This window comes from Amycolatopsis sp. NPDC041971 (assembly GCF_055588925.1).
In genome coordinates this window covers 449,480-468,450 of record NZ_JBVJCE010000002.1, presented here as the reverse complement: position 1 = coordinate 468,450, position 18,971 = coordinate 449,480, and the positions used below count along the sequence as shown (strand labels likewise).

19 protein-coding genes and 1 pseudogene are annotated in these 18,971 nt (G+C 69.0%); 9 read left to right on the top strand and 11 right to left on the bottom strand.

Annotated features, from left to right (window positions below):
* Positions 1-43: 43 nt before the first annotated feature.
* A complete protein-coding gene (locus ACZ6DT_RS07240) occupies positions 44-940 on the bottom strand; it encodes a DMT family transporter (protein WP_465589988.1) in 897 nt (298 codons plus the stop codon).
* Here ACZ6DT_RS07240 and ACZ6DT_RS07235 point away from each other — a divergent pair.
* The 3 genes from ACZ6DT_RS07235 (at position 939) to ACZ6DT_RS07225 (ending at position 4,985) form a co-directional block, all read left to right on the top strand.
* Positions 939-2,363, top strand: coding sequence for an aminotransferase-like domain-containing protein (locus tag ACZ6DT_RS07235; protein WP_465589985.1), 1,425 nt, complete (start codon positions 939-941; stop codon positions 2,361-2,363). The two genes, ACZ6DT_RS07240 and ACZ6DT_RS07235, sit on opposite strands and share 2 nt — an antisense overlap.
* Positions 2,364-2,413: 50 nt before the next feature.
* Positions 2,414-3,112, top strand: a complete 699-nt coding sequence (locus ACZ6DT_RS07230; protein WP_465589982.1) for a Crp/Fnr family transcriptional regulator — start codon at positions 2,414-2,416, stop codon at positions 3,110-3,112.
* Between the two features lie 352 nt (positions 3,113-3,464).
* On the top strand, positions 3,465-4,985 hold the full coding sequence (locus ACZ6DT_RS07225) for a sialidase family protein (RefSeq protein ID WP_465589979.1): 1,521 nt from the start codon (positions 3,465-3,467) through the stop codon (positions 4,983-4,985).
* 528 nt (positions 4,986-5,513) lie between these two features.
* On the opposite strand, the gene ACZ6DT_RS07220 is transcribed toward ACZ6DT_RS07225, so the two are convergent.
* The 4 genes from ACZ6DT_RS07220 to ACZ6DT_RS07205 all read right to left on the bottom strand — a co-directional run bounded on the left by ACZ6DT_RS07220 (position 5,514) and on the right by ACZ6DT_RS07205 (position 7,878).
* Positions 5,514-5,981 (bottom strand): hypothetical protein, encoded by a 468-nt coding sequence (locus tag ACZ6DT_RS07220; RefSeq protein ID WP_465589976.1) that lies wholly within the window; start codon positions 5,979-5,981, stop codon positions 5,514-5,516.
* Positions 5,982-6,251, bottom strand: a complete 270-nt coding sequence (locus ACZ6DT_RS07215; protein WP_125783966.1) for a DUF1905 domain-containing protein — start codon at positions 6,249-6,251, stop codon at positions 5,982-5,984.
* A gap of 39 nt (positions 6,252-6,290) precedes the next feature.
* Positions 6,291-6,797, bottom strand: a complete 507-nt coding sequence (locus ACZ6DT_RS07210; RefSeq protein ID WP_465589973.1) for a flavodoxin domain-containing protein — start codon at positions 6,795-6,797, stop codon at positions 6,291-6,293.
* A gap of 88 nt (positions 6,798-6,885) precedes the next feature.
* Positions 6,886-7,878, bottom strand: coding sequence for a nitric oxide synthase oxygenase (locus ACZ6DT_RS07205; protein WP_465589970.1), 993 nt, complete (start codon positions 7,876-7,878; stop codon positions 6,886-6,888).
* Positions 7,879-8,229: 351 nt separating this feature from the next.
* Between ACZ6DT_RS07205 and ACZ6DT_RS07200 the strand changes: the two genes are divergently transcribed.
* Together ACZ6DT_RS07200 and ACZ6DT_RS07195 are read left to right on the top strand one after the other, a co-directional pair.
* The gene (locus ACZ6DT_RS07200; protein WP_465589967.1) at positions 8,230-9,246 is read left to right on the top strand and encodes a CobW family GTP-binding protein; all 1,017 of its coding nucleotides are present in this window, start codon (positions 8,230-8,232) and stop codon (positions 9,244-9,246) included.
* Between the two features lie 102 nt (positions 9,247-9,348).
* A complete protein-coding gene (locus ACZ6DT_RS07195; RefSeq protein ID WP_465589964.1) occupies positions 9,349-9,615 on the top strand; it encodes a hypothetical protein in 267 nt (88 codons plus the stop codon).
* 69 nt (positions 9,616-9,684) lie between these two features.
* On the opposite strand, the gene ligD is transcribed toward ACZ6DT_RS07195, so the two are convergent.
* The 3 genes from ligD to ACZ6DT_RS07180 are packed head-to-tail and all read right to left on the bottom strand — an operon-like array spanning position 9,685 to position 12,950.
* A complete protein-coding gene (ligD, locus tag ACZ6DT_RS07190) occupies positions 9,685-10,683 on the bottom strand; it encodes a non-homologous end-joining DNA ligase (RefSeq protein WP_465589961.1) in 999 nt (332 codons plus the stop codon).
* Positions 10,680-11,759, bottom strand: a complete 1,080-nt coding sequence (locus ACZ6DT_RS07185) for an ATP-dependent DNA ligase (RefSeq protein WP_465589958.1) — start codon at positions 11,757-11,759, stop codon at positions 10,680-10,682. The genes ligD and ACZ6DT_RS07185 overlap by 4 nt, the downstream gene beginning before the upstream one ends.
* 39 nt (positions 11,760-11,798) lie before the next feature.
* Complete coding sequence (locus ACZ6DT_RS07180) at positions 11,799-12,950, bottom strand: DUF1015 family protein (protein WP_465589955.1); 1,152 nt, start codon at positions 12,948-12,950, stop codon at positions 11,799-11,801.
* Between the two features lie 110 nt (positions 12,951-13,060).
* Between ACZ6DT_RS07180 and ACZ6DT_RS07175 the strand changes: the two genes are divergently transcribed.
* A complete protein-coding gene (locus ACZ6DT_RS07175; RefSeq protein WP_465589952.1) occupies positions 13,061-14,581 on the top strand; it encodes an MDR family MFS transporter in 1,521 nt (506 codons plus the stop codon).
* 348 nt (positions 14,582-14,929) lie between these two features.
* Complete coding sequence (locus ACZ6DT_RS07170; protein ID WP_465589949.1) at positions 14,930-15,616, top strand: thioesterase II family protein; 687 nt, start codon at positions 14,930-14,932, stop codon at positions 15,614-15,616.
* A gap of 24 nt (positions 15,617-15,640) precedes the next feature.
* On the opposite strand, the gene ACZ6DT_RS07165 is transcribed toward ACZ6DT_RS07170, so the two are convergent.
* Entirely contained in the window at positions 15,641-16,072 is a 432-nt protein-coding gene (locus ACZ6DT_RS07165; RefSeq protein WP_465589946.1) for a DUF6292 family protein, read from the bottom strand.
* Positions 16,073-16,172: 100 nt separating this feature from the next.
* Complete coding sequence (locus ACZ6DT_RS07160; RefSeq protein WP_465590569.1) at positions 16,173-16,616, bottom strand: MarR family winged helix-turn-helix transcriptional regulator; 444 nt, start codon at positions 16,614-16,616, stop codon at positions 16,173-16,175.
* A gap of 114 nt (positions 16,617-16,730) precedes the next feature.
* Between ACZ6DT_RS07160 and ACZ6DT_RS07155 the strand changes: the two genes are divergently transcribed.
* Together ACZ6DT_RS07155 and ACZ6DT_RS07150 are read left to right on the top strand one after the other, a co-directional pair.
* Positions 16,731-17,126: a DUF5313 domain-containing protein gene (locus ACZ6DT_RS07155; RefSeq protein ID WP_465589943.1), complete on the top strand. Its 396-nt coding sequence runs from the start codon at positions 16,731-16,733 to the stop codon at positions 17,124-17,126.
* Positions 17,127-17,151: 25 nt separating this feature from the next.
* Positions 17,152-18,084 (top strand): annotated as a pseudogene (locus tag ACZ6DT_RS07150) (RluA family pseudouridine synthase); the annotation flags it as partial.
* Between the two features lie 274 nt (positions 18,085-18,358).
* On the opposite strand, the gene ACZ6DT_RS07145 reads toward ACZ6DT_RS07150, so the two are convergent.
* Positions 18,359-18,964 carry a hypothetical protein gene (locus ACZ6DT_RS07145; RefSeq protein ID WP_465589940.1) on the bottom strand — a complete coding sequence of 202 codons (606 nt, stop codon included), beginning with the start codon at positions 18,962-18,964 and terminating at the stop codon, positions 18,359-18,361.
* Positions 18,965-18,971: the final 7 nt, after the last annotated feature.

Below are 18,971 nucleotides of genomic sequence, written 5' to 3'. Positions count from 1 at the left end.
ATCACCGCGCGGCACCGCGGTCTGGCGGATTCGCGACGTTGATCTAGGAGCGGGACCGTTGAGTCACGACGATGCAGGCGACGACGATCAGCGCGGTCACCGGCGCGGCGGCCGGAAGGTGCTCGCCGAGCAGCAGGACCGCCCAGACCAGCGTCAGCAGCGGCTGGGCGAGTTGCAACTGACTCGCCCGCGTGACGCCGATCTCGGCCATTCCCCGGTACCAGGCGAAGAACCCGCCGAACTGCGAGATGAGCGCGACGTACAGCAGGCCGACGATCCCCTCGCCGGTGACGTGCAGCGGTTCGGTCGCGAGCCCGAAGACGGCGAAACCGCCGGTGACCGGCAGGGCGAGGACCAGCGCCCACGCGATCACGTGCCAGCCTGCCATTTCCCTGGCCAGCCTGCCGCCCTCGGCGTACCCGAACGCGCACAGCACGAGCGCGGCGAACAGGAGCAGGTCCGCTGTGGACAGTCCGCCGCCGCTCTGCCCGACGGTGAACACCACGACCGCGCTCGCGCCGACCGCGGCGGCGAGCCAGAACCGGCGGGACGGCCGGTGCCCGGTCAGTCTCGAGGAGATGACGGCGGTGGCCAGCGGCAGCAGCCCGATCACCACCGCGGAATGCGCCGTGGACGACGTCTTCAGCGCGAGCGTGGTCAGCATCGGGAACGCGAGGACACAGCCGAGGGAGACCACGGCCAGGCCACGCCACTGATCGCGTCTCGGCAGCGGGACGCGGAAGAGGCGGAGACAGGTGCCGGCGACCAGCGCGGCCAGGACGCTGCGCAGCCCGGTGGCGGTCCACGGGTCGAAGCCCTTGAGCGCCCACACGGTGGCGGGGAACGTGAACGAGAAGGCGAAGACACCCAGCGCCGCCAGCGCGGTCCCGGAGCGGACCGCTACTGCCCGCTCCACGATAGCGCTATCATCCAGTCTCATGTCCGATGGTAGCAGCGTCACCAGCCTGGTCACACAGTTGCGATCCGAGCTGGAACGCTATCCGATCGATGGAAAGCTGCCGTCCAGCCGGGAGCTGGTCCAGCAACTGAAGGTGAGCCCGGTGACGGTGTCGCGCGCCATCGCCGCACTGGTTACCGAAGGTCTGGTCATCACCCGTCCCGGCGCCGGCGTCTTCCGTGCCCCGCCACCCCGAGAAGTGGCGGTGACCGGCGACGTGTCGTGGCAGGAGGTGGCGCTGAGTTCCCAGTCCGGCGCCCGCGCCATCGACGCGAGTGGCGTGCTCACCGCGCTGAGCGACCCGCCGTCGGGAGTCATCGACCTCAACGGCGGCTACACGCATCCGAGCCTCCAGCCCGAACGCGAACTCGCGGCGGCGTCAGCCCGCGCCGGTCGCCGGCCCGGCGCGTGGACACGGCCACCGATCTGCGGCCTGCCCGAACTACGGGCCTGGTTCGCCCGCGACATCGGCAGCCCGGTGAACGTCGAGAACGTGCTGATCACCTCGGGCGGGCAGAGCGCGCTGACCACGGCGTTGCGCGCGCTCGGCGCCCCCGGCGCGCCGGTGCTGGTGGAATCCCCGACATATCCGGGAATGCTGGCCATCGCGCGGGCCTCGGGACTGCGGCCGGTCCCGGTGCCGGTCGACCGCCACGGCGTCCGGCCCGAACTGCTCGCCGACGCCTTCCGTGACACCGGCGCCCGGCTGTTCGTCTGTCAGCCCGCGTTCCAGAACCCGACCGGCGCGGTGCTGTGCGCCGAACGCCGTGCCGAGGTCCTGCGGATCGCCCGTGACGCCGGCGCTTTCGTCATCGAGGACGACTTCGCGCGGCTGATGGCGCACCCCGGCAGCCCGGCTCCCCCGCCCCCGCTCGTGGCCGACGACCCCGACGGCGTCGTGGTGCACATCCGGTCGCTCACGAAACCGGCGTCACCGAGCCTGCGGATCAGCGCGCTCGCCGCCCGCGGCCCGGCACTCGAGCGGTTGCGCGGACTCCACGCCGTCGAGAGCTTCTTCGTACCGCGGCCGCTGCAGGAAACCGCGCTCGAGCTGGTGAGCTCTCCCGCCTGGACACGCCATCTGCGGACCCTCGCCGCCGCGCTGCGGGAACGCCGCGACGTCACCGTCTCGGCACTGCGGGAGTTCCTGCCGTCCTGGACCGCCGTCCCGGTCCCGACCGGGGGTTATCACCTGTGGCAGCCGCTCCCCGCTTTCGCCGACGAAGTGGCGCTGACCAGCGCCGCTTTCCGTGCCGGAGTAGCGGTCACCCCCGGGAGGATGTACTTCGCGGCCGAGGCGCCGGGGCCCTATCTGCGCCTGAGCTACGTCAGCACCGCGACAGGCGCGCAGCTGCGGGACGGCATCCAGCGCCTTTCCCAGGCGTACCAAGAGATCCCCGGTTAACCCCCGGCGGGGTCTGCTCGTACGATCGCGCACGGAGGCGACGAGAAGGCATGACACAGCCGGCGGCGGAGCCGCACGAACCACCCGGCAGGCTCTGGGAACTGCTCGACGACGGCCAGCGCAAGGCGCTGCGTGCCGAGGCCGAACTGCGCCGGTATCCGGCGGGAACGGTGATCATCCGGGAAGGTGACCGGTCGGATTGGGTGCTGATCCTGATGACCGGGCGGGTCAAGATCACGTCGGTGTCCACCGGTGGCTACGACGCCGTGCTGGCCGTCCGCGATCCGGGCGACATCATCGGTGAGATGGCGTCGATGGACGGCAGCCTGCGCTCGGCCACGGCGATCGCCGTCGAGCCGGTCACCGGGCTGTGGCTGTCCTCGCGGGCGTTCAACTCCGTGCTCCGCGAAAACCCCGGTATCTCGGTCGTGCTGCTACGGATCATCACCTCCCGTCTGCGCTACGCCAACTCGCGCCGCACCGAATTCGGGGACAGCACCGCCGCCGAACGCATCGCCGCGATCCTCGTCGACCTCGCCGAGCGGTACGGCGTGCCCGTCGCCGAAGGCACCCTGATCGCCCTGCGGATCAGCCAGCGCGATCTGGCGGGACTCGCGTCCGCGTCACGGGAAGCCGTCGCGCGGACCCTGCGGACCCTGCGCGCCGATGGGCTGCTCAGCACCGGCCGACAGCGGCTGGTCGTCCGGAGCCTGAACGACCTCAGGCAGCTGGCACCCGACGACCACTGAGCCGCCACGGCAGGCCGAAGTTGCCGTTCCACGCACTCCCAGTTTCCGTGAGCCGATGATGCCGGTAACCGCCGGTGAGTCCCGCGAACGGCGGGACCCACCGGCGCCACGGCGCGAACCGGCGATCGACCGCCCCACTCGCGCCCCTCGTGATCGATCACCTTCATCGGCCTCCCTCCCGATCTCGCGCCGTGTCCGACGGGATCGAGCTTGGCAGGGAAACCACCGTGGTTCTGCGTCACCTGACACAGAAGGCGAAACCGGGTTGTACGCGTCTTGTACGACGGCTGTACGAGCCGGAAGGACTCTGATGTTTCGTCACCCGGAATCGAATCCAGGACGGAGCACTCCCGTGAAGATCTCCCGCGTCGCACAGGGCCTGTTCGCTGCCCTCGTCGCCACCGCGGCGGTCGGCGCATCCCCGGCCACCTCTCTAGCCACCCCCGGCACCGGCGACCGGATCTCGGCCGCCGCCGTCGGAAACACGTTGGTGTACAAAGAGAAAACAGAAGGTTACGATTGCTTCAGAATCCCCGCCATCGTCAAGGCGAACAACGGCGAACTGCTCGCGTTCGCCGAAGGCCGCAACGGCGGCGCCAGCTTCTGCAACGACAGCGGCGACACCGATCTCGTCGTGAAACGCTCGGCGGACAACGGCAGGACCTGGAGCGCCCCGAAGATCGTCATCGAAGGTTTCGGTGACACCAAAGGAAACCCGACGGCGATCGTGGTCCCCTCCACCGGGCGGATCGTGCTGCTCTCGGTGATGGAATGCGTCAAGAACCCCGACTGCAACCGGATTCCACGCGTCTCGATCAGTGACGACCACGGCAAGACCTGGACCGCGCCCAAGGTGCTCACCACACAGCTCGGGTTCAGCACCGCGCCGGACTGGCTCGCGACCGGCCCGTCGCACGGCATCGTGCTGACGCGCGGCGCGCACGCCGGCCGGATCGTCGCCGGGATGAACTACAGCAACGGCGGCACGCACAGCGGCGCGCTCATCTACAGCGACGACCAGGGCGTCACCTGGAAGCGCGGCGCCACCGACACCCCGGCGACGTCGGCCGCCCTGATCCCGCAAGAGATCAGCGTCACCGAATTGCTCGACGGCCGGATCTACGCCGCGGCACGCAACCAGGCCAACAACAACAACAAATGCCTCAGCGGTGGCGCGAAGAACCGCGCCTACGCCATCAGCTCCGACGGCGGGACCGGCTTCTCCACCAAGTTCACCTTCGAGGAAGATCTGATCACCCCGGTGGTGCAGGCTTCGACCGTGCGGATGACCGCGACCGACAAGGCGGGCAAGTACAACCGGATCCTGTTCGCCGCGCCGTCGGTCTGCGACCGCCGCAAGGAACTCATCGTGCGGTCTTCGTTCGACGAGGGCGCGAACTGGCAGGGCAATTCCGCCGGAACGCTGGTGTGGAGCGGCGACGCCGCGTACTCCGACATGGTCCAGCTGTCCTCGGGTTCGGTCGGCGTGCTGTACGAAGCGGGCCCGGCGGGGAACGCCAACCAGACCATCCGCTTCTCGACGGTCACCGAGACCATGCTCGGAGCCCCGGCCTGCGGCGGCGGATACGGCGTGATCGACTCGGCCCCGCTCGGAACGGCGGGCACGGTTTACCTGTCCTACAACGCTTCCAACGGACAGAACTGCGTCAGCACGATGAAGAGCGCGTCCGCCGGAACCGCGACCGCCACGTCGGCCTACCTCGAGGTGGCGGGGTCCTCCCGGATCACCGACTCCGGGTCGTTCTCGTGGTTCGCCGGACCGGTGCGGGCGGCCGCCGCGGACAAATGCGTGAAGTGGGGCGGTTCCGCGGGCGGGACGACGTACAACAGCCCGTCGGAACACTGCGGCTGAGTCCTATGCGGTGCCGGCGCTGTTCTGCCTGCCGGAAGTATGTGAAGGCCTCCTCGCCTACCCTGAGGGTAGGGCCCCGGCAAGTCGCATAACCGCTGTTCAAGTGAGTGTTGGGATGACGGAGGCGGGCTCGTCTCAGTGGCCTGGCACCTTCTCGACTGTCCACAGGGGACGCATCCGGGGCGACAGTGCCCGATTCGGGCGTTTCACGACGCCAGTCGAGAAATGTACATAAACGCATAAAATGGACATCCAGCGGTCGGATAATGTCCTTTGTGGACACTTGACGCTCAAGACGCCCCTTCGGAAGTCCAGTTCGAAGCACCAAGCGCCACCGACCAGCGGCTACGCGACTTTGCCGGAATCCTGCCCCTGAGGATAGCGAAGAAGGCCTTCTACCCGCCGATACGCCACCGTGACGCCCCACGTCCGGCGCAGTGGTCCGTGAAGGCCTCCTTGAGGGACTCTGGGTCCCCCAAGGAGGCCTTCACGGACCTACTACCGGCAAGATCCTCGAAACGCACGAAATCATTTCGGCGGGCGCAGCCGCGGGGAAAGCTTGGTGAGCGCCAACTCTTGCAATCGATTCGAAATCTCCGCGAGCCCCGCGTCGAAGTGGTCCAGATCGACGCCCTTGTCGGCCAGGTCGTCGCGGACGTGCTTCTCTACCTTCGCCCAGTCGTTGCGGTACCGGGTGGCGAGTTCCTTCCACGGCACGCCTGCCAGCCCCGCCGTGAGGCCGCTGTCATAGGCGAGCACGCCGCGTTCCATCAAGTACGCGATGCCCGGGTAGCCGAGGTAGCCCTGCCAGTAGGACCCGTTGTCGTTGGCCGTGATCGACCCCGCGGCCGGATCATGGCGGACGTCGTATGTCTTGGCCTTGTCCGACGACGCGACGCGCGCCGTGTCACCGTCGAGCTCGACCCGGCCGTCGGCCACCGCGCCGAGCGCCTCGTAGATCTTGATGACCGGGGACGGCTTCCACTCCGCGGCCACTCAGCCCTCGAGCCGCTCGAGCAGGACGACGTCCACCGTGTCACCTTCCTCCTTGCCGATCGCTTTGCGCACATCGGCCTTCACCGGGAGCTTGTGGGTGCCGTCGCCCAGCGCCATGAACGAACTCCGGAACGGATGTCCGTCGATGGTCCCGCGGACCTTCACCAGCCCCTTGGTGCCGAAGTACTCGGCGGAGCCGGGCATGACGACATACGTCCAGCCGCCCTTCTCCGGGCTTTTGAGCAGCTTCGCAGTGAACCGTTTGTCCATGAAGGCATCGTACGGCAGGCCACCGACGAAACCGGTACTTCAAAGGGTGACGCGGATGCGCACGCGGCGGCCGACGTCGCGGGCCCAGGCCCGGATCGACGGCCAGTCGCGGAAGTCACCCGCCCAGGGGCCCGCGGCCATGATCTTCCAGAACAGGCCGCTCGCGGTGGCCGGGGTGAGCCTGCCGCCGAAGGTGGCGGTGCGTTCGGCGTCGATCCTCGCGGCCAGCAGGGCGACCCCCGCGGGCAGGCTGACCCGTTTGCCCGCGGCGAGCGGCCCGCAAGGCCCGCTGTGGAACAGCCACACCGGACGGCTCCGGAGCGCCTCTTCGTGTTCGGTGAGCAGCCGCACCGCCTCCGGGCGCCAGCGCCGGTGGTGCAGCGCGCTCCCGACGATCACCGCGCCGTACGGTTCGACGTCTTCGACCTCGGCCGCGTCCAGCAGATCGGCCGTCAGCCCGGCTTCCCGCAATTCGGCGGCGATCACCTCGGCGATCTCTCTCGTCCCACCGGATCTGCCGGCGTGGGCCACGAGCACTGCGGTCATGCCGCCATTCTCCGCGCGACCGCAACCCGTGCCGGCGTTCAGCCCATCGACACGCCGCATTCGGCTCACCTCTTCACCCGTCGGAGCGCTACCCGGGAGGCAGGAAGGCCGGTCTCACGGCCGGATCGGGTTCGTCGTAGTAGCGGTGGAACACGGCGGTCTGGCCGCCGGACAGCGGCGGGACGATCCAGCTCCAGTCCGCCCGGCACCGGCGGCCCGCACGCTCCTCCTTGGCGATATGCGCGAGGTACCAGCCGTTGAACGGTGCCGCGGGGTAGGTGATCCCGCCGATCACCAGCCGCATGTCGCTGATCGCCGGCACCGCGTGCCGGCGCAGTCCGAGCCCGGCGAACCAGCGGTGGTCGGGGTGCGACAACGGGACTTCCAGCACGGCGTCCGACGGCAGCCGGAACAGGCACCGTTCCCCCGGTTCGGACTCGATGAGCAACGGGAGCACATCGAAGGAGCCCTTCCGCTCGGGCGGACCCCAGCCGTGTTCCCGGACGGTTTCGGTGAAGTCGGCGTGGCGCGGATCGCCCAGCACCGTCCCGTCGCCGAGCCGATGTCCCGCGTACCGGATCAGCTGTTCGTTGTGGATCTTCGGACCGGGTCCCGCCGGTCCGTCCGGCGCGAACACCGTGATGGTCGAGCGGATCCGGCCGCCCCGGTTCGCCTCTCGCAAATGGGTGACGCACTCCTCGGCGATGGCGGCGGCTCCGACGACGTCGCGGCGGTCCCGCACCTTCAGTCCTTGCCAGTACAGCCTGCCGATGCACCGCGCCGAGTTTCGCCAGGTCACCCGGGCGCCGACCTCGGCCGTGGTGTGCCGGTACGTCCCTGTCGCGTCGATCTCGGCGCGGACCCGGTCGAGCCGCTCGCGCGGTTCCGCCGTCCCGCCCGCCGTTTCGGCGTGGAAGAGCCGGAGGAAGTCCTCCGCCTCGGCCGGGTCCACGCTCCGTTCCCCCGGACTCACCTCGGGAGGCAAGCGGGGGATATCCGTCACCCGCACGGAGGCCGTCGCCACCTCGGCCTCCCACTCTCCGAATTCGACGCCGGCATCGGGGGCGGGAACGATCACCATTCTTCCCGCACTCAACGGCGAGCCGGCCGGGTCCGGACCAGACGGAGGACGATACCCCACCGAAATAAGGCCACGATCCACCAAATGGCAGAAGCTTCGCCCACGCTGACATTTCAACAGGTTGGCAAGCTTGACGACGACAATATTTGGAATTGAGTGCGACTTCGCGGAAGATGCACAGAATTGCGCCGGATGAAATGATCACGCTCGATCAAGATCGCTTCATGATCGTCGTTGACCACTCTTTCGAGCGTATTCATCCGCCGGCTCTTCTGCTCTTTCCCTGTACCGGTGCATTGCTCCGCGTCCGCCGTCGCTAGAGTGCGGGAAGCTCCGACGGAAAGGAAACTCGTGGTCGACAGGCGGATTCCGGTCATCCTGGTCGCGGGCTTCCTCGGCTCCGGCAAGACCACCCTGCTCAACCACCTGCTGGCCAACCGGCAGGGCGCGCGGATCGGTGTCGTGGTCAACGACTTCGGCAGCATCGCGGTCGACGCGATGGCCGTCTCGGGCCAGGTCGACACCATGATGTCGTTCGGCAACGGCTGCCTGTGCTGCGCCGTCGACGCGAGCGGCCTCGACGCCATTCTCGCCAAGCTTTCCGAGGCCGAGGCGGGCATCGACGTCATCGTGATCGAAGCCAGCGGACTCGCCGAACCGCGTGACCTCATCCGCCTGATGATCGCCAGCGAGAACCCCGCCATCGCCTACGGCGGGCTGGTCGAACTCGTCGACGCGGCCGAGTTCGAGACGACCAGGAAGCGGCATCCGGAACTGGACGAGCACCTCGGGTTCGCCGACCTGGTCGTGCTGAACAAGACCGACCGGGCCGACGAGGACACCTTGGCCGAACTGCGCGGCACGATCGACGAGATCGCACCCGGCACGCCGGTGATCGCGACCTCCCACGGCCGGATCGACCCCACCCTGTTCTTCGACGCCCGGCCGCGCGAACGGGCCGGGCAGCTGTCGTTCGACGACCTCCGCGAGGAAGAGCACGACCACGAGCACCACTTCCACACCGCGTACGACAGCGTCGCCTTCACCACCGAACGGCCGCTGGACCCACGACGGCTGATGGACTTCCTCGAACAGCGTCCCGGCGGGCTCTACCGGATCAAGGGTTTCCTCGACTTCGGCCCGAACGGCAGGCTGTCCCGGTTCGGCCTGCACACGGTGGGTTCGTTCATTCAGCTGGAACGGTCGGCGTGGCCGTCCGGCCTGCCGCGCCGGAGCGAATTGGTGCTGATCGGCTCGGGGATCGACACCGAGGCCGTCACCGCGCGTCTCGAGGAATGCGTCGCGGACGATCCCGAGCTCGTCGATGACCGGGGCATGCTGCGCGTCCTGCGGTTCATTCGGGACTGACACGCCGAAAGGCCGAAATACCGGGAATCACGGCGAGTCTCGTTGACACTGGCCTGCGGAAGGAATCTCGAGCTGGACCACCTGTATCGGGAGGACAGTTCCATGACGCACACCGTCGGACGCTGGTACCTGGTCGGCGCGCTGCCGGAGGACTCCCCCGCCGCGCACCTGATGACCCGCTCCGAAGACCTCCGCTACCGGCGTTCCGCCTGCGGGGACAAGGAATCCCGCCGGTGGACGCCGGTGGATCTCACCGGCACCGACGTCGCCCCGTGCCCGCGCTGCGCCGCGACCCTGCCGAGCCACCGGCCCACCCGCAAGGCCGAACCAGCCGTGCACACCCAGCTCGCCTTCGACCTGCCACTCTGATTCCCGCGTTTCGTCCTCTGAATGCGGTAGTTCACGTTGCCAACTACCGCATTCAGAGGACGAAACGCGTTACTTCTTCGCCCGGCTCGGGGCGACCCGGGGCGGCTCGTTCGGCATCTTCGGGTAGACGGGCGGCCAGGGCGCGTCCATGAGGCCGCTCGCCATGTCCTTTCGCGACATTTCCAGCAGCGGCTCGATCGATTGCGGTTTCGTTCCGGCCCAAGGGTCTCCCCGTTCGACGAGCCGAGTGGGCACGGTGGACAGAGTGAGCTCGTCCGGCTCGACGGTGTCCAGTTCGTCCCAGCCGATCGGTGTCGACACCTGTCCGCCGACCCGCGGCCGCACGCACCACGCGCCGAACACCGTCTTGTGCGGCGCGTTCTGGTTGAAGTCGACGAAGACCCGGGAACCGCGTTCTTCCTTCCACCACTGCGCCGTCATCTCCTCCGGGTGGCGGCGCTCGAGTTCGCGAGCGAGCGCGACGGCGGCCGCGCGGACCTCGTAGCCGTCCCACTCCGGTTCCAGCGGCACGTAGAGGTGCAGTCCGCGCGAGCCCGAGGTCTTCAGCTGCGCGGTGATGCCCAGCTCGTCGAGCAGCGCTTTCGTCAGGACGGCGCCGTGCCGCAATTCGGGGAAACCGATCCCCGGTGACGGGTCGAGGTCGACACGCAGCTGATCGCTGATGTCCGGCGCGTCGGCGCGGTTCGGCCAGACGTGGAACCCGAGGCAGCCCTGGTTCACCGCCCAGATGACGTGTGCCAGGTCCTTCGCCACGAGCGCGTCCGAGGTGGTCCCGTTCGGAGTGGACACCACCGTCGTGGTCAGCCAGTCGGGAGCGTTCTTCGGGACCCGCTTCTGGAACCACGACTTCCCGCCCGCGCCGTCCGGATAGCGTTCCAGCAGCAGGGGTCTGCCGCCGAGCTGCGCCAGCAGCGGCCCCGAAACCGCGCGGTAGTACTCGACGAGGTCCAATTTGGTCTCGCCGTGCTCCGGGAAGTAGACCTTGCCCGGATTGGACACCGTGAACTCGACGCCGTCGAGATCCAGCGTGATCGGCTCCGCTTTCATGTTTCCCCCAGCTCGGTGAACAAGGTGGCCAGCTCGGCGGGCGGAACCTCTTCGAGCTGCGCGTACGTGCACGATGCCGGTTCACGGTCCGGACGGAAGCGCACGAGCCGCCCGCCGTGGCGGAACCGCGTGCCCTCGACGTGCTCGTAACGGACCTCCGCGACCCATTCGATGCGGAGCGGCTCCCAGCTCAAGTCCTTCTTGGGTGCCCATCGGCTGCCCGCGCCGGGCATTCGGCCGCCCGCCTCCTCGTGGGCCTCGGCCCACTCGCGCCAGGGATGGTTCTCCAGCGCGTTCTCGCGCAGCGGCGCGAGTTCGTCCACCAGCTCACGACGCCTCGCGGCGGTGAAACTGCTGGCCACGCCCACGTGGTGCAGGACGCCTTCGTCGTTGTAGAGCCCGAGCAGCAGCGACCCGACCCCGACACCGTCCTTGTGCCACCGGAATCCGACGACGACGCAGTCCGCGGTCCGCTGGTGCTTGACCTTCCACATCACCCGCTTGTCCTGTTCGTACGGTGCGTCGGCGGGTTTGGCCATCACACCGTCGAACCCCGCGCCCTCGAAGCGGGTGAACCAGTCCTGGGCGACGTCGGGATCTTCGGACAGCGGAGTGAGATGCACCCGCGCGAACTTCGTGTCGACGACGCTTTCGAGCAACTTCCGCCGCTCCTCGAACGGCTCCGGCGTCAGATCCCGGTCGCCGAGGGCGAGCAGGTCGAACACCACGAAACTGGCCGGCGTCTCCGCCGCCAGTTTGGTCACCCGGGACGCGGCCGGATGCAGGCGCAACTGGAGCGCCTCGAAGTCGAGCCCGCCTTCGGTGACCAGCACGATCTCGCCGTCGACGACGCAGCGCTCGGGCAGCGCGTCCTTGAGCAGGTCCACCAGCTCGGGGAAGTACCTCGTCAGTGGTCTGTCGTTGCGCGAGCCCAGCACGACCTCGTCACCGTCGCGGAAGACCACGCAGCGGAAGCCGTCCCACTTCGGCTCGTACAGCAGCCCCGGCGTGCGCGGCAGTTCGTGCACGGCCTTGGCCAGCATCGGCTTCACGGGCGGCATCACGGGCAGTTCCACGAGGTGATCCTAGGCCGGGCCACCGACAAAAGCGCGGCGTCAGAGCTCGGCCAGCAGGAGCCCGCTGCGCGGTTTCGGCGTGAAATAGGTGGCCTTCCTCGGCATCCGCGACCCGGCCGCGTGCACGGCGAGCACCTGCGCGTACGGGACCGGGGCCAGCAGCAAGACCGCGTCCGCGTCTTCGGGCACCGGCACGCCCGGCAGCAACGGCCGCACGTTCGGCCCCTCCGGATCGACGCCGAGCGCGCCGCGGAGCAGCTTCTGTTCGACCACGGCGTGGTCGCCGCCCGCCTTGCCGAGCACCACTCGGAAGGCTGATCCGCCCGCCAGCACGGTCACCTCGCCCTCCTCGATGGGCGGGTCCGACGGTCCGGAATGGACGTCGAACCCCGCTTCCTTCCATCGGCGGGTCAGTGTGTCCGCGTCGAGTCCGGTGCCGGTGAGCACCCGGTGAATGGGGCCGATCCGCAGCGCCGGTCCGCCGGTGACGAGCGCCAGCAACGCGCCGCGCCCCGATTCCGCGGCCGCCGCGACGCGGTGATTTCCGTCCGCGACCAGGAGATCCATCTCGTCCAGGGCCGCCAGCAGTTCGTGCTGACCCTCCCCGGGACCGGCCAGCCACAGTTCGTGCTCGCGGTCGGCGCCGTCCACTGTGGACAGGCTGGGCGCCTGCCCTCGGCAGAGCCGTTCGATCAGCGCGGTCAGCTCACGACCGCCGGTCGAGGGGACCAGCATGGCGGCACTCGTGGCGACGCCGAGACCGGCGAGCATCGCGGCCCGTTCCTCGACGACGTCCGGGTAGACGTCCTCGGTGTGCCGGACCCGCGTCACCCCGTCGTCCCGGACCGCTGCCGGGTCGACCAGGCAGAGCACGCCCAGCGCGACCCCGTCCGGCCCGTCGATGCGATACGGCGCCACGACGTCGGCGACAGGCCGGTAGTGCCGCTTCCGGATGCGTTCGAAGGTGGCCCTGGCCCGCGGCATCGCCGCCTCGATCGAGAGGCCGCCCGCCAGCGCGGCCGGAGTCCTGGCCGGATGCTGGACCGCCAGGAGGCTGTCGCCAGGTGTTTCGGCGAGCGCGGCGGCCACCCGCTCCGGGTCGGCGAACTCGTCGACGTCGGGTCCCGGGACGATGTCGCGGACAACCCAGCCACGGTCGATCGGGCGGATCCAGGTGCTCATCCGATCCATTTTGCGGGATGGCTCACGGAAAAAGCGGTCCCATGACCGGGTGTCTCCATGGAATGCTTACCCATGCGAAGCAGTTGACCTTCTTCATGAGCCCGAGGAGACCGCCACAGATGACGACCCCGGCCCCGGTCACCGCGAAGGAAGGGGTCGGTTTCCGCTCCGAACGCGGCCCCGTCCTGATCGCCGTGATGCTGTGTTCCGGCCTGATCGCGCTGGACTCGACCATCATCGCGACGGCGGTGCCGTCGGTGGTCGCCGATCTCGGCGGGTTCTCACAGTTCCCGTGGCTGTTCTCGATCTATCTGCTGACCCAGGCGGTCACCGTTCCGCTGTACGGCAAGTTCGCCGACGTGCTCGGCAGGCGGCCGGTGATGTTCTTCGGGATCGCGGCGTTTCTGCTGGGTTCGGTGCTGTGCGGCGCGGCCTGGAGCATGCCGGTGCTGATCGCCGCCCGCGCGGTGCAGGGCATCGGCGCGGGTGCGATCCAGCCGATCGCGCTGACCATGGTCGGCGACATGTACACCGTCGAGGAACGCGCCAGGGTTCAGGGCTATCTCGCGAGTGTCTGGGCGATTTCGTCGGTGGTCGGGCCGACGCTGGGCGGCGTGTTCGCGGAGTACCTCGACTGGCGCTGGATCTTCTTCATCAACCTGCCGCTCGGCGCGCTGGCGGCGTGGATGCTGTACCGGAACTTCCGCGAACGCGTCGAACGCCGCCCGCACCGCATCGACTACACCGGCGCCACACTGCTCACCCTCGGCTGTTCGCTGCTGATCCTCGGCCTGCTGGAAGGCGGGGTGGCCTGGGGCTGGGCGTCCGCGCCGAGCCTGGCGATCTTCGCCGCCGCCGCGGTGCTGCTGGTGGTTTTCGTGTTCGTGGAACGCAAGGCCGAGGAACCGGTACTGCCGCTGTGGATCTTCACCAAACGGACGTTGATCGGCGGGAACCTGGTCGCCGTCGTGGTCGGCATGCTGCTGATGGGCCTCACCTCTTATCTGCCGACCTTCTCGCAGGGCGTGCTCGGCACCGGCGCGCTCGTCGCCGGATTCGCGCTGGCGGCGCTGACCGTCGGCTGGCCGATCTCGGCGTCGCTGGCGGGCCGGGTCTACATGCGGATCGGGTTCCGGGACACCGCGCTGATCGGCAGCGGGATCGTCATCGCGGGCGCGGCGCTCACCGTGTTCCTGGCGTCGGGGTCGTCGATCTGGCTGGCGGCCGCGGCGGCGTTCGTCCTCGGGATCGGGTTGGGCCTGGCGTCGAGCCCGACGCTGATCGCCGTGCAATCCACCATCGGCTGGGAACGCCGCGGTGTCGTCACCGCGACCAACATGTTCAGCCGTTCGCTGGGGAGCGCGGTCGGCGTGGCGATGTTCGGCGCGATCGCCAACGCCACCCTGGCGAACCGCTTCGCCAACCCGCCCGCCGGAGTCACCGGCCTGCCGTCCGGCGTCGACGCGACCAGTGTCGTCCTGGAGGGCCACGGCCCGGACACGCCGACGACGACGTTCGTGCGCGGCGCCCTCGCGGACGCCACGCACCACGTCTTCCTGGCCATGCTGGTGGTCGCCGTGCTCAGCGTCGGCGCGTTGTTGCTGATGCCGCGGCGGACCGAAGAGCTGAAGTTCGACTAGGGCGTGAGGGTGGTGCGCCGGTCCAGGTGGTCGTGAGTGGCGATTCGTGTTCTAACCCGAATCGTCACTCACGACCACGGTGACCGACCACGCTTCCGCACCGACCCTGATCTTCAAGTCCTCCGCCACACTCGCTCCTCTCCGCCCGGCCCGGAATATGGGCAGGTGTCCAGTGTTCCCACCCCGCGCGAGCGTGAACAACCCCGCACAAGCATGGACTCGCCCCGCGAAACCCCCGTACATTCCAGTGTTGCGCGGGCCGTCCGCGCGCGGATTGGGGGATTTTCGATGGCAGGGCAGGATCTTCGTCGCTGGACGCGATGCTTTCATCCGGCGCCTTCGGCCGGGATGAGACTGATCGCCTTCCCGCACGCGGGCGGATCGGCGAGCGCGTTCCGCCCGCTTTCGGCGGCCCTCTCACCCACCGTCGAAGTGCACACCGCTCAGTACCCGGGACGGCAGGACCGCATGGGCGAGCCGGTCATCGACGATCTGCACGTTCTCTCCGAGCAGCTGGTGGACGTCGTCGCCGCGCTCCCGCGACCCTTCGCCCTCTTCGGCCACAGCATGGGCGCCATCGTCGCGTTCGAGGTCGCCCGTCTGCTCGAAACGCGTGGCCTCGTCCCCGCGGCACTGTTCGTCTCGGCCCGCCGCGGTCCGGACGTGCGGAAGGAGAAGTCCCACCACCTCGCCGACGACGACACGTTCCTCAAGGAGGTCAGCAGGCTCGGCGGCACGGACGCGTCGATCTTCGACGATCCGGACATCCGCGCGCTCGCGTTGCCCGCGCTGCGCGGGGACTACAAGGCCGTCGAGACCTACCGTTACCGGTCCGGCTCCGACGTGAGCTGCCCGGTCGTGGCGTTCGCCGGGGACGCGGACCCGGTGCTGGACTTGCCGGACGTCGAAAACTGGCGCGAGCACACCACCGGCTCGTTCGAGATGGAGGTGTTCGAGGGCGGCCACTTCTTCCTCGACGCCAATCTGGACGCCGTCGTCGCGCGCATCCTCGGCAAGCTGACCGTCAGTCCCTGACACCTTCCCTGCTCACCTGACCGCTCAAGCCCAGGCGGCGAGTTCCTTGGCCAGCGCGGACGGTCCGCCGGCGGTGCGCAGCGTCGGCGGACCGGGCCAGCAGTCCCGGTGTTCGCCGGTGCGCAGGGTTTCGGCGAACCGGGCGACCAGCCGCGGCTGAGACGCGACCGTGCGGCCCCCGAGGTAGGCGACGACGACGTGGTGGTCGTCGCCCGAATGCGTCGCCACGGCGGCCGACCAACCGTGCTCCTCGTGCCACAACAGGTCGACGTCACGTTCGGGAAAACCGGGAAGACGCCAATTCAGCCTCAGGCGGGCGGCGACCGGGCCGGTGAGGTCGACCGTGCGCGAATCCGGCCGTATCCCCAACGCCGCGGCCACGTCCTCCAGGTAGGCGTTCAGCCTGGTCATGAGCTCCAGACCTGCTTCCGTGGGCGCGGGGGTCGAGGTGGTCACGGTCCCTCATCTTCCTGTCACTTCGAGTTGGCGTGACGGAAATTACCCACCCCGGCGCGGCTTCACACCCGTATTTCGTCACACCCCGGTTTCGGTTCGCTCAAGCCGTGGCTTCGATGACGCGAGTGAGGGCTTTGTGCAGCGCCTCCAGCTCGGAGACCTCCATGCCGAGCTTCTCGACGACGCGGTACGGGATCTTTTCCGCCTCCGCGCGCAACGCGCGACCGGATTCCGTCAGCTCGACCGTCAGCAGCCGCTCGTCCTCGGCGCTGCGCCTGCGCGTGACGTAACCGATCGTCTCCAGCCGCTTGAGCAGCGGCGACAGCGTCGCGGGCTCGGCGCGCAGAGCGGTGCTCAGCTCCTTGACCGCCTGCGGGCCCCGCTCCCACAGCGCCAGCATGACGAGATACTGCGGATGGGTGAGCCCGTGGGGCTCCAGCAGCGGCCGGTAGATGGCGATGACGCTGCGCGAGGCGACCGACAGCGCGAAACACACCTGGCGCTCCAGCGCGAGCGGATCCTCACCCAGATCGATCGACTTCATCTCCGGCCCCTCCGAGTTCATGCCGCCGATTCTAGCCGTGGTGCACGTGACACTAAAGGTTAGTGTACTAATCATTAGTGTACTATGTCGAACATCGACGGAAGGAGTCGCCCGATGCCCCGCAAGCGCCCGGACGTGTTCCGCTGGCTGTGGTACTCACTCGGCGGCAGGCTGCCCGAGCGTTACCACGACTGGATCCTCCACGACGCGACCACCGGAAGCTGGCGCTGGCGGCACGTCGCCCGCAGTACGGTGATGATCGCGCCGCTCTGCGCGGTGTGGCTCCTTCTGCCCGGCCCGCTCCCCTTGCGGCTGGCGATCGTGCTGATGGCCGCGCTCGTGGCGTACTTCTATTCGATGGCGTACATGGAGGAGAGCATCGAGCACCGGCTCGCCAAGAACGGCTTCCCGCCGGGCAGCGGCCGCCGGACCCGCGCCGAGGCCACCGCGGTCGCGGACGCGGAGGTGACCGAGCGGTACCTCGCGCGGTACCGAGACCAGGCCGGATGAGACTTCGCGGCTAGAGTGCGCGGTGATGAGACGCAAGCTCCGCCCGCCGCTCCCACCCCGTCACGGGCTCGACCCCGCGAGGCTCAAGATGCCCGCCGAGGGACCGTGGACGACGCTGCGGGAGCACCTCGTCGAACGGCTTCCCCGGGTCGCGCCCGAACGGATCGTGGAGATGCTCCGCGAGGAGCGCATCGTCGGGCTGGACGGGCCGCTCGGCGTCGATTCGCCGTTCGTGCCGGACTCGTTCATCTGGTTCCACCGGGACCTGCCCGACGAGGTCGAGGTTCCGTTCGAGGTCTCCGTCGTGCACCGCGACGAACATTTCCTGATCGCCGACAAACCGCATTTCCTCGCGACGATCCCGCGCGGGCGGCACATCCTGCAGACCGCGTTGGTCCGCCTCCGCCGCGAACTCGACCTCCCGACACTCAGCCCCGCGCACCGGCTCGACCGGGTCACCGCCGGACTCATCCTGTTCGTGAGCACCCCCGAACTTCGCGGCAAATACCAGACGATGTTCCGGGATCGTTTGGTACACAAGGAATACGAGGCGATCGCGCGGTACGATCCAGCCGTTGTGATGCCACGCGAGATCAGCAGCCGCATCGTCAAGGAACGCGGGGTCATCGCCGCGCAGGAGGTCGACGGGCCGCCCAACGCCGAAACCCGCGTCGAGCTCATCGAGCACCGCGACGGCCTCGGCCGTTATCGCCTGCTTCCCGCGACCGGCCGCACGCATCAACTCAGGCTGCACATGAGCGGCCTCGGGTTGCCGATCCTCGGCGACGACTTCTACCCGGAGCTGACCGAAACCCCGCTCGACGACTTCACCGAACCGTTGCAGCTACTGGCGAAGGTCCTCGAGTTCACCGACCCGGTCACGGGGGAACGCCGCCGGTTCGAAAGCAAGCGGACGCTCGAAGCGTGGACAGACCTCGACACGTGGCGCGGAGGTCCGGACCGAGTCGTGGGGGGGGGGGGGGGTTCGCCCCCCCCCCCCCCCCCCCCCCCCCCCCCCCCCCTTCCCCCCCCTTCCCCCCCCCCCCCCCCCCCCCCCCCCCCCCCCCCCACCCCCCCCCCCCCCCCCCCCCTCCCCCCCCCCCCCCCCCCCCCCCCCCCCCCCCCCCCACGCCACGAGAAAGAAGGAGGGCGGGGGGGGGGGGGGGGGGGGGGGGGGTGGGGGGGGGGAACAACAAACCCCCCCCCCCCCCACGACCCACGGCACCGGCGCCTCACTTACGCCAGAACTTGATCCCGCTCCAGGTCACCTTGACCGGTCCGGCGCCGCTGGCCGTCCGGTAGGCACCGAACTTGTCGTAGTAGCTACCGCCGCTGCTGCTCACGGTCTGCTTCAGCGAACCATTGAGGTACACCTTGTGCGTGCTCCCGACCTGGTGCACGGTGTTGACCCGCACGGACGTCCCGACGGTCGCACCGCTGCCCAGGGTGTCCCCGCCGTGGACGGCGTAGAGCCGCCCGCCGCGTTCGACCGCGAGCATGAAGTACGGCCCGGCGGTCGGTGCGTCGCGGAAGGTCTGTTTCAGACTGATCCGGCTGCCCGCCATGCTGGTGATCCGGAACGATCCCTCGAACTGCCGGGTCCCGCCGGTGTAGGTCACGTAGCGTCGTTCCGCCCGCTGGTCCCCGCTTCCGGTGTAGCAGGTCAGTTCGAAATTCAGCCCGTCGACGTTGCCGCACCCGCGTTCCTGGACGTTGAACGAGGGGTTCTCCGCCGTCCACGGTCCCGTTCCGACCTGGGCGTTCGCCGGCACCGCCGACGCCATCAGGCCGAGGACGGCCGCCGTGACCACCCCGGCGGTCCGAAGTCGTCTCCGCATCCTGCCT

Coding starts and splice junctions, on each gene's coding strand:
- ACZ6DT_RS07205 (WP_465589970.1), bottom strand. CDS start 7,878: ATGGTGATCGTTCCCGCCCCCGATGCCGGCGTCGAATTCGGAGAGTGG.
- ACZ6DT_RS07240 (WP_465589988.1), bottom strand. CDS start 940: ATGAGACTGGATGATAGCGCTATCGTGGAGCGGGCAGTAGCGGTCCGC.
- ACZ6DT_RS07215 (WP_125783966.1), bottom strand. CDS start 6,251: ATGGACAAACGGTTCACTGCGAAGCTGCTCAAAAGCCCGGAGAAGGGC.
- ACZ6DT_RS07145 (WP_465589940.1), bottom strand. CDS start 18,964: ATGCGGAGACGACTTCGGACCGCCGGGGTGGTCACGGCGGCCGTCCTC.
- ACZ6DT_RS07180 (WP_465589955.1), bottom strand. CDS start 12,950: ATGGATCGGATGAGCACCTGGATCCGCCCGATCGACCGTGGCTGGGTT.
- ligD (WP_465589961.1), bottom strand. CDS start 10,683: ATGAAAGCGGAGCCGATCACGCTGGATCTCGACGGCGTCGAGTTCACG.
- ACZ6DT_RS07170 (WP_465589949.1), top strand. CDS start 14,930: ATGAGACTGATCGCCTTCCCGCACGCGGGCGGATCGGCGAGCGCGTTC.
- ACZ6DT_RS07155 (WP_465589943.1), top strand. CDS start 16,731: ATGCCCCGCAAGCGCCCGGACGTGTTCCGCTGGCTGTGGTACTCACTC.
- ACZ6DT_RS07175 (WP_465589952.1), top strand. CDS start 13,061: ATGACGACCCCGGCCCCGGTCACCGCGAAGGAAGGGGTCGGTTTCCGC.
- ACZ6DT_RS07235 (WP_465589985.1), top strand. CDS start 939: ATGTCCGATGGTAGCAGCGTCACCAGCCTGGTCACACAGTTGCGATCC.
- ACZ6DT_RS07210 (WP_465589973.1), bottom strand. CDS start 6,797: ATGACCGCAGTGCTCGTGGCCCACGCCGGCAGATCCGGTGGGACGAGA.
- ACZ6DT_RS07195 (WP_465589964.1), top strand. CDS start 9,349: ATGACGCACACCGTCGGACGCTGGTACCTGGTCGGCGCGCTGCCGGAG.
- ACZ6DT_RS07160 (WP_465590569.1), bottom strand. CDS start 16,616: ATGAAGTCGATCGATCTGGGTGAGGATCCGCTCGCGCTGGAGCGCCAG.
- ACZ6DT_RS07230 (WP_465589982.1), top strand. CDS start 2,414: ATGACACAGCCGGCGGCGGAGCCGCACGAACCACCCGGCAGGCTCTGG.